At 46.5% G+C, this 8867-nt stretch carries 11 protein-coding genes; 3 read left to right on the plus strand and 8 right to left on the minus strand.

The genetic code is table 11. The annotated features are described in order from the left end of the window. Positions 1-45 precede the first annotated feature (45 nt). Positions 46-459, plus strand: a complete 414-nt coding sequence (locus RAC86_RS30875) for a hypothetical protein (RefSeq protein ID WP_088467472.1) — start codon at positions 46-48, stop codon at positions 457-459. A 33-nt stretch (positions 460-492) separates the two neighbouring features. Here RAC86_RS30875 and fdhA read toward each other — a convergent pair whose 3' ends face one another. From fdhA to RAC86_RS30905, 6 genes are all read right to left on the minus strand, one after another. Further along, on the minus strand, positions 493-1719 hold the full coding sequence (gene fdhA, locus RAC86_RS30880) for a formaldehyde dehydrogenase, glutathione-independent (protein WP_326149812.1): 1227 nt from the start codon (positions 1717-1719) through the stop codon (positions 493-495). 68 nt (positions 1720-1787) lie between these two features. Further along, on the minus strand, positions 1788-1952 hold the full coding sequence (locus RAC86_RS30885; RefSeq protein ID WP_326149811.1) for a hypothetical protein: 165 nt from the start codon (positions 1950-1952) through the stop codon (positions 1788-1790). 104 nt (positions 1953-2056) lie between these two features. Then, positions 2057-2305 carry a DUF2651 family protein gene (locus RAC86_RS30890; protein ID WP_120027667.1) on the minus strand — a complete coding sequence of 83 codons (249 nt, stop codon included), beginning with the start codon at positions 2303-2305 and terminating at the stop codon, positions 2057-2059. Between the two features lie 15 nt (positions 2306-2320). Further along, positions 2321-3484 carry a hypothetical protein gene (locus RAC86_RS30895; protein WP_119899985.1) on the minus strand — a complete coding sequence of 388 codons (1164 nt, stop codon included), beginning with the start codon at positions 3482-3484 and terminating at the stop codon, positions 2321-2323. A 10-nt stretch (positions 3485-3494) separates the two neighbouring features. Then, the gene (locus RAC86_RS30900; protein ID WP_072173756.1) at positions 3495-4232 is read right to left on the minus strand and encodes a YiiX/YebB-like N1pC/P60 family cysteine hydrolase; all 738 of its coding nucleotides are present in this window, start codon (positions 4230-4232) and stop codon (positions 3495-3497) included. A gap of 141 nt (positions 4233-4373) precedes the next feature. Further along, a complete protein-coding gene (locus tag RAC86_RS30905) occupies positions 4374-4844 on the minus strand; it encodes a GNAT family N-acetyltransferase (protein WP_128993614.1) in 471 nt (156 codons plus the stop codon). 110 nt (positions 4845-4954) lie between these two features. Here RAC86_RS30905 and rapG point away from each other — a divergent pair, with 110 nt between their 5' ends. After that, positions 4955-6052 (plus strand): response regulator aspartate phosphatase RapG, encoded by a 1098-nt coding sequence (gene rapG, locus RAC86_RS30910; protein WP_128993615.1) that lies wholly within the window; start codon positions 4955-4957, stop codon positions 6050-6052. Then, the gene (locus RAC86_RS30915) at positions 6053-6169 is read left to right on the plus strand and encodes a Phr family secreted Rap phosphatase inhibitor (protein WP_003226961.1); all 117 of its coding nucleotides are present in this window, start codon (positions 6053-6055) and stop codon (positions 6167-6169) included. It abuts the gene before it with no gap. 235 nt (positions 6170-6404) lie between these two features. On the opposite strand, the gene rocF is transcribed toward RAC86_RS30915, so the two are convergent. After that, the gene (gene rocF / locus RAC86_RS30920; RefSeq protein WP_003226959.1) at positions 6405-7295 is read right to left on the minus strand and encodes an arginase; all 891 of its coding nucleotides are present in this window, start codon (positions 7293-7295) and stop codon (positions 6405-6407) included. Positions 7296-7368: 73 nt separating this feature from the next. After that, complete coding sequence (locus RAC86_RS30925) at positions 7369-8772, minus strand: amino acid permease (protein ID WP_003242721.1); 1404 nt, start codon at positions 8770-8772, stop codon at positions 7369-7371. Positions 8773-8867 lie beyond the last annotated feature (95 nt).

Consider the following 8867-nt stretch of genomic DNA (forward strand, 5'->3'; position numbering starts at 1 on the left):
TCGTGTGTTAGTTTGGATGTAACCGATGTGTGGGGAGGTTTGCATTTGCGCTTTAGATGGGTTTGGCTTTTTGTTATCATGTTGCTGCTTGCTGGGTGTCAGCCGTCTTATTGGGTGTTGGAGAAGGATCGAATCGGTGAAGGCAGTCCAGACTTAGAAATATACGCTAATTACCTTCAAATGCATGATGAAGTAAAAGGGTATCAAGTCTTCACCATATCAGAAGGCAAAAAAATGGTCGTCGTATCTCTCGGAAGCAGCGAGAAAGATAAGAAGCTTGAAGTGTCAGACGTCAAATACTCACCTAAAGAAACAACTGTAACTGTGGAACGAATTCCTGCTTCTAAAGCAAATGAGAAAAACCCTTATATTTTGATTGGACTGGACAAAATCGAAGGGGAATTCATCGTACAGGATGAAACGGGAAACCGATTTGAAGAAACAGATTATCAGCAATAAAGCCGGCGTTCTGAGAACGTCCGGCTTTTTCTTTTACTTCAATGTTCCATGCGGGTCGATGACGAATTTTTTGGCTGCGCCTTTGTCGAAGTCGCTGTAGCCTTTTGGCGCGTCGTCTAGAGAAATGACAGTGGCGTTGACTGCTTTTGCGATTTGCGCTCTGCCGCTCAGAATCGCTTTCATCAAATTGCGGTTGTATGTCATGGCGGGTGTTTGTCCGGTGACGAAGGTGTGAGCCTTGGCCCAGCCGAGTCCGAAGCGGATTTTTAGTGAGCCTGTTTTGGCGTCCGCATCCTTTGCGCCAGGATCTTCGGTCACGTATAAGCCCGGAATTCCGAGGCTTCCGCCGACCTGGGTGACATCCATAATCGAGTTCAGCACGGCGGCTGGCGCTCCTCCTTGATTGCCGTGCCCGGATGCTTCAAAGCCGACACAGTCCACTGCGGCATCAACGGTTGGTTCACCTAGTATTTGTTCAATTTGCTCGCCAAGGCGGTCGTGTTTTTGCACGTTGACCGTTTCACAGCCGAAGCTTCTCGCCTGTGCCAGTCTATCTTCGTTCAGATCGCCGACAATCACGGTGGAGGCGCCTAGGAGCTGAGCGGAGTGTGCAGCAGCCAAGCCGACAGGCCCCGCTCCCGCGATGTAAACGGTTGAACCTGTTTGCACGCCCGCTGTATAAGCTCCATGGAAGCCGGTCGGGAAAATGTCCGACAGCATGGTCAAATCGAGAATCTTTTCTAGCGCCTGTTCTTTATCAGGGAATACCAAAAGCTGAAAATCAGCGTACGGCACCATGACGTATTCCGACTGGCCGCCGACCCAGCCGCCCATATCGACGTAGCCGTAAGCCGATCCCGGCCGGTCAGGATTGACATTCAGGCACACGTGCGTTTTCTGCGTTTTGCACATCACACAGCGCCCGCAGGCAATATTGAAAGGAACGGATACGATATCGCCTTTTTTGATAAATTCAACGTCCCGCCCCGTATCAATAACTTCTCCAGTAATTTCATGCCCGAGCACCAACCCTTCAGGCGCTGTTGTGCGGCCTCTGACCATATGCTGATCGCTTCCGCAAATGTTGGTTGTAATGACTTTGAGAATAACCCCATGCTCACATTTCCGATTCACATTCGCCTTCGGAACGCCGGGCCCGTCCCTCAAGATTAACTCCGGATAACCGATATCCTCCACCGCTACAGTCCCTTTGCCTTTGTACACAACCGCTTTGTTTCCTGTCAACGCCATTCCTCCCATTCATGTGTTTGGACTCTCCGTCCTTGAACATGACTTCGGTTCGGCATGACTCTTTCCCTTTCTCACGGCTATTTTTTCTGTATTCTTATAACAACAAATATGCCAAGGAAGCAGCCAATAATAGTTCCGAGGATGTCTAAAAAGTCGACTTTACATCCATTTAACAGGAATACAGTAATGGCCGAAACCAGGCTGATCATAACTGCCAGAAGAAAAACCCGTTTGGTGCGCATGTAATTCCTCCTTTAGATTCGTTTCTAAACCATACCCAAAATCCTCTGCAAATTTCGGTTCAACAAAAAAAGAGACTTCACACCAGTCTCTTCATAATTAGAGATCAATTAAAAAATTTCCTGAGAAATAATGTGACAATACTGGTTACTAACGAAATCGCCGTATACATAACAACCCAAAACATGAATGAGCTATTGCCCGAAGCTAACGTAAATAACAATATCAAGCTCGCGATAAGAACGATGAGCGGTGCCACCCAAAACCTCTTAAATAAAAAATGACCCGCTATACCAAATACACCTGCGATGATCGGAAAACCAAAAACGATAAATAAAACGGCAATGGCTCCCATACTAACCTCCTTGCCTTAAAACCTCTTCATCACCTCAACATCATACAGCTTCAAATGACTCTTCGGCGTCACGACATCCTTTACCTTTCCAATCTCTTTTTCTTTCATTTTCTTTCCGGTTTTCAAACTGTACTGTTCAATGTAGGCAGGCTTGTTATACGTGTATGTGAAGAAATAGAGGCTGCTGCCTTTTTGGGTGATTTCTTTGAAATCGGCTTTCATTTTGTCCTGGGAAAAGGTGAAGACGATGCTTGTTTTTCCTGTCTTGGCATCAATTTTGTGTACCTTTCCGAAGCCGTCAATGAAATACAGGTTCCCGTCATAAGGGAAAAAGCTGTTTTTAAAGCTGAAGGGCATGGAGCTGTATATCGTTTGTTCGTTGTTTTTGTATTCGGCGATGTCGTGCAGCTCTACTTTGCCGCTTTTTTTGTTGATCTTGACCATTTGATAGAGATTGCGGGCCTTTTGGCCGCGAACCATAACATAAACAGCTTGGTCGTCCACAGCAAGCTGGGATTCGACTGAGGCTCCTTCCCGGTACTGCCATTCCGTTACTTTGTGATAAGTGAGCTTCTTTTGATCTGCTTGAATCTGAAGGAGCTCATAGCCTTTTTCGTCAGCTGTCGGGACGAGTGCGTAAATGGCGCCATCATGGAAACCGGAGGCTCGGATGTAGTAGGGGATGACGTCTTTTTTCCACTCTCCGTCCATTTGGCGGTACAGCTCTGAGCGGTATCCGTCTCCCTTTTTGTCGTAGCCGGAGTTGTATAAAGTATAAAAGCCGTCCGTGTTTTGCAGAAAGCCCGCGCTGTCTCCTGTGTGCTGATAGGCTCTTTTATGAGATCTCAGGCCGTCTTTAATCGTATAAATCTTGTTTTTGTCCTCCAGCATCACACTGTCGCCGTGAACCTTGGCTGATCCCAGCTCAAGGCCCTTCATCTGAAATGAAGACAGCGACCCATCCTGACTGATAAACAGGGCGTAGCTTTTCCCGCCGCCAAATGCATCTTGATCTGCAGAGGATGAGAAATACAGCAGGACTTCTTTGTCATCCAGGAAATCGGGGTTTCTGAGATCCTGCTGACTCACGGTTTTATGGTTTTTGAGAGGAGAAATGAAGACAAATAGTGCGATTCCTGCGAGAATCAGCATGGCGATGGTAATCATCCACTTTTTCATATCCTTCTCCTTAGTAAATGGTCATGATGGTTGTCGTATACGAAGAACTTGTGATGTCGCGCGGATACACGCCTAAGCCTCCGTTGCTGTCTATATCAATCCCTGCTTTTAGCAAAAAGGCAGACCATAGGAGCTTTGAACAGTTTTTGGCGCCGTCATGGCCCGTATTTCTGTTATTGACGAAGTTAAATGAGTATGGGTCGCCGACTTTTGATACCGCCCAGTCGGCAGCAGCTGTTTTTTGAGATGAGGATACGCTGACGGTTTGCACAATGGAGTTGTCTTCCACGTCTCTGGCATTATAAGCGATCTGCCTGACGCCGTCGCTCGGGACAGATTCAACAATTTTGTCAGCAGCGGAGTACATGCCGACGTGGCCGTGATTGTAGTAGGCTGTGTAGGAGTTCGTGTAATAGATATTGCCTTTCGCGCTTGTCGGGAGTTTTTTCGTGCCGGACGAGCCGCCCATGATAGACATGCCGTTTTCCTTGGCGAGCCGGTCTCCCTCTGCTTTATCAGCCGTGATTTCCTTATAGAACTGTTTTAGGATAACATCCTGCTTTACGTGCTGTTGTTTGGCAATCTGGCTGGCAGATTTCATGATTTCTTCCGGTGTCGTGCCTGGCTGCAGTGCGGCGATTTCTTCAGCATAATTTGTGGTCTTTACGGCTTTGGCGGGAGAAACAAACAGGCCGCCGCACATTGTAAGCGCTACCAAAAACATCGACACTCGTTTCTTCAACTTCATTACATCTCCTCTTTTCTTGTGAGTGTAGGAAAGGTAATTTCCTCACCCACATTATATTAGGAAAATAAGGAAAGTAACTAGGTTATTTACAGAATTTTTAGAAATCGTTTACAGAAAAAGGCCTTTATCAGGCCCTTTTCGTTAAATCTTCTTGCTCATCACTACGTCTGTTTCTTGAAATCCGGTTTGCTCATATAGCTTTCGCGCCGTCTGATTATGGGCAAAGACATGAAGGGACAGCTTGCGGATTCCCATGCTGCGTGCCGTTTGATCTAATGCCGCCAATGCTTGCTTTGCGTAGCCCTTTCCCCGATACGGTTCATATAACCCGAAATCATAAATAAACGCTTCCTGCTGGGGATGCTCCGGTTCAGCATGTATCCAGAGCCAGCCAACGACATCCTTTTCATTCAGCTTGAGGCTCCACAAATGGTGATGGGGTGTTTCCAGCCCTCTCGGAAGCAGATCAGTAAATGCCTGCTTAGACAAAAGCTGTGCATCTTCAGGCAGCCATGTTCCCGCTTTTACCTTTTCTTCCGCGTAATGCTTTGTTGTGTACGTGAGATAAGACCGAAATTCTTCTGTCTGCATAGGGGTCAGCATGATTGTCATATCATCTCTCCTTCATATATTGACTAGAGGATTTTACATAAAATAGAAAGAGGTGTTACTATCAGAATAAGCAACTGAGATTGATAAGTCACTAGAGAAAGGAGTTTCACATGAATAAGATCGCACCCGCAGAAATCGCTAGCATGCTCAACGATTGGTACCTTGCCATCAAGAAACATGAAGTTGAAGAATCCTCCCGTTTATTTGAAGAAGTGAAGCCTTTATTGGACGACATGGAAGAGGATCAGGAGGTGCTGGCCTACTTCTCCTTATTGGAACTGCGCCACAAGGTTTTGCTTCACGAGGCGAGAGGACAGGGCTTTCAGCATGAGGAGCCTTCTCATATGAATGCTACGTCTGACATGCTGAAATATTACTTTTTTCTGTTTGAAGGCATGTATGAGGCCTATAAAAATAATTATGATATTGCCATTGGGCTGTATAAAGATGCAGAGCAGTATCTCGACAACATTCCCGATCCGATTGAGAAAGCTGAATTTCACCTGAAGGTCGGAAAGCTCTATTATAAGCTGGGACAAAATATTGTGTCCCTCAATCATACACGGCAAGCGGTCAAAACGTTCAGGGAAGAAACTGATTATAAAAAGAAGCTGGCTTCAGCCCTGATTACCATGTCAGGCAATTTTACAGAGATGAGCCAGTTTGAAGAAGCTGAGGCTTATTTGGACGAAGCAATTCGGATCACGAGTGAATTAGAGGATCATTTTTTTGAAGCCCAGCTTTTGCATAACTTCGGCCTTCTTCATGCGCAAAGCGGCAAATCAGAAGAAGCGGTTTCGAAATTAGAAGAGGCCTTACAGAACGAAGAGTATGCCCGCTCCGCCTATTATTATCATTCTGCCTACCTGCTGATACGAGAGCTGTTTAAGATCAAAAAGAAAGAACAGGCCTTATCTTATTACCAAGACGTGAAGGAAAAATTGACTGCTGAGCCGAATAGAATATGTGAGGCAAAAATAGACATTTTATATGCCATTTATGCAGAAGGAGGTCATGCGGAAACGTTTCACTTATGCAAACAACATATGGATGACTTGTTGTCCGAGAAAGAGTATGACAGTGTAAGAGAACTTTCCATTTTGGCTGGCGAACGGTATAGGGAACTTGAGCTTTACAAAGAAGCTGCCCACTTTTTTTATGAAGCATTACAGATTGAAGAACTGATTAAACGAACGGAGGTTATATAAATGAAAAGATTTCTGATTGGCGCAGGCGTCGCAGCGGTAATTTTATCAGGTTGGTTTATTGCAGACCATCAAACCCATTCACAGGAAATGAAAGTCGCTGAGAAAATGATTGGATAAATGAAAAACCCCCGCGGGTGCGGGGGTTCAATTTAACGAAAGAATCCTAAAACGGTTTGTAGTTTTAGGATTCTTTCATCTTTTCAGCGTGATTGAAAACCCTTGAAGTCTAGGAAGAACGAGCATTGGAGCGCAGCGAATGTTTGGAATTCGTGAGCACCGAAGCGCAGGCCTGACAACGAATGCGAGGGTTTGTCGACACGCTGAAACCCCCGCGGGTGCGGGGGTTTTCTTATTACAGCAGCTTCTTCCCTAGCAGAGATTCTACGAGCTCTACTGCTGTTTTACCCGTTTTGTTTTTGTGATCAAGGATCGGGTTAACCTCAACGAATTCGGCTGAGGTAATGATGCCTGCGTCATACAGCATTTCCATAGCCAAATGGCTCTCCCGGTAGCTGATGCCGCCGACGACAGGGGTTCCGACACCCGGTGCGTCGTTCGGATCAAGTCCGTCCAGATCAAGGCTCAGATGGACGCCATCACATGCTGATAAATAATCAAGGGTTTCTTCAATGACCTTTGTCATGCCAAGACGGTCGATTTCGTGCATTGTGTACACCTTCATGCCGCTTTCCTTAATGTACTTGCGCTCCCCTTCATCAAGTGACCGGGCGCCAATGATGACGACGTTTTCCGGTTTGATTTTAGGCGCGTAGCCTTCAAGGTTAACCAGTGACTCGTGGCCAATGCCGAGGCTGACCGCGAGCGGCATGCCGTGAATATTGCCCGATGGTGAAGTTTCAAGTGTATTCAAATCGCCGTGCGCGTCATACCAGATGACGCCGAGATTATCGTAATGCTTCGCTGTGCCTGCAAGCGTGCCGATCGCAATACTGTGGTCACCGCCCAGGACAAGCGGGAATTTTTTCTCTTCAATGACTTTGTTGACCTTTTGCGCGAGTTTTTCATTTCCCGCCAAAACGGAATTCAGGTTTTTCAGTTCCTCGTCATTTTTGATTTTTTCGCGGTTGATCGGAATGTCACCGAGATCCTCAACCGTATACCCCATGTCTGACAGCCGCTCGATCAGATGAGCGTACCGGATGGCACTCGGGCCCATATCTACTCCGCGTCGTGCTTGTCCTAAATCCATTGGCATTCCAATAACCGAAATCGTTTTATCCATCTGTGATTCCACCTCAACATTTAAGATAATGTCCTATGCGGGTTCTAACAAAGATGACTTACGGACAACGTTTTTAAAGCTCTAGCTGACGATTCGCCTGCTGGCGTTTTTTAATGACGACATGATAAATGATGTAGCAAATGATCATAAACGGTACGCCGCAATACAGCGCGATACGCTGCTCCGGATCAAATGCGAGACTGATGAGCACGACCGTATTTAACGTTAGACCGATCAGCGGAAGCACCGGGTACAGCGGTGTTTTAAATTTCAAATCTTCTATCTTCCCGCCTTCGCGGATATATTTGCGTCTGAACATGATTTGGGAAAGCGAAATCGTAATCCAGCCGACCTGTGCGCTCATACCCGCCAAAGATAACAGTACCATATAGACAGTTTCAGCCTGCGCAAACTTTGTCAGAAGTGATAGGCAGGCCACAGCCATCGTTACGATTAACGAGTACATCGGTACACCGCGCTGATTTGTTTTTCCGAGCGCTTTGAAGGCCTGTCCTTCATTGGCCATTGCGTACAGAATACGCGTTGATGCGTATAAACCTGAGTTCGCAACAGATAACAGTGCGATTAAAATAACAAAGTTCATGATATCAGCTGCATATGGGATTCCGATTTGCTCAAATACGGCAACAAATGGACTTTCCACGACACCCGCCTGTTTCCACGGAATCATGCCGGCAATGACAATGATTGAAAGCACAAAGAAGACAAGCGTTCTCCATACTGTCTGTTTGATTGACCGTGGAATCGTTTTTTCAGGGTCTTCACTTTCTCCGGCTGCAACCCCGATCAGCTCAGTCCCCTGAAACGCAAAGTTCACAGTAATCATCGTAATCAGCATTGCCTTTATGCCGTTCGGAAATAACCCGTCTTCATAAAAATGTGTCAAAAACGGCGCCTGCTCTCCGCCCTTCAGATCAATCAGGCCAAACATGGCAGCTCCGCCGAGAATAATAAATAAAAGGATAATCAAAATTTTAATGCCCGAGAACCAGAATTCAGATTCCGCAAAGGCTTTTGTGGTGATCGCATTTAAAATAAACATCAGTGCCGCAAAGACCAGACACCAAATCCATACGTCTATATGCGGAAACCAGCGTTGCATCAGCTGCCCCGCTGATAAGAATTCAATGGCGCATGTAACCGCCCAGCCGAGCCAGTACAGCCAGCCGAACGCAAACCCGAAAGCCGGGCTGATAAATTTCGTGGCATAGGTCTGGAAGGACCCCGACACAGGAAAGGCGACTGCCAGCTCTCCTAAGCAGAGCATGGTCAAAAACATGATAAAGCCGCCCACTAAATAGGACAGAACCGCGCCGAGCGGTCCCGCTTGGTTAATGGTAAACCCGGTTCCAAGGAAGAAACCGGTTCCGATCACTCCGCCCAATGAAATCATGAACAAGTGGCGCGATTTCATTGTCCGCTGGAGCTGATTTCCGTTATCTTGGTTTGTATTCACATTCTGCACCCCTTCAGCAACTTGTATTGGATCTAAGCTGGAACATCTGCATGGTGCTATCCCAGTTTGCTGTCCAAAGAGTCTCTATCTATTTA

This window comes from Bacillus sp. LR_5 (assembly GCF_042709275.1).

Bases quoted from the DNA above. Each gene is read 5' to 3' on its own strand.
- fdhA (WP_326149812.1), bottom strand. From the start codon at position 1,719: ATGGGAGGAATGGCGTTGACAGGAAACAAAGCGGTTGTGTACAAAGGC.
- RAC86_RS30885 (WP_326149811.1), bottom strand. From the start codon at position 1,952: ATGCGCACCAAACGGGTTTTTCTTCTGGCAGTTATGATCAGCCTGGTT.
- RAC86_RS30890 (WP_120027667.1), bottom strand. From the start codon at position 2,305: ATGGGAGCCATTGCCGTTTTATTTATCGTTTTTGGTTTTCCGATCATC.
- RAC86_RS30895 (WP_119899985.1), bottom strand. From the start codon at position 3,484: ATGAAAAAGTGGATGATTACCATCGCCATGCTGATTCTCGCAGGAATC.
- RAC86_RS30900 (WP_072173756.1), bottom strand. From the start codon at position 4,232: ATGAAGTTGAAGAAACGAGTGTCGATGTTTTTGGTAGCGCTTACAATG.
- RAC86_RS30905 (WP_128993614.1), bottom strand. From the start codon at position 4,844: ATGACAATCATGCTGACCCCTATGCAGACAGAAGAATTTCGGTCTTAT.
- rapG (WP_128993615.1), top strand. From the start codon at position 4,955: ATGAATAAGATCGCACCCGCAGAAATCGCTAGCATGCTCAACGATTGG.
- RAC86_RS30915 (WP_003226961.1), top strand. From the start codon at position 6,053: ATGAAAAGATTTCTGATTGGCGCAGGCGTCGCAGCGGTAATTTTATCA.
- rocF (WP_003226959.1), bottom strand. From the start codon at position 7,295: ATGGATAAAACGATTTCGGTTATTGGAATGCCAATGGATTTAGGACAA.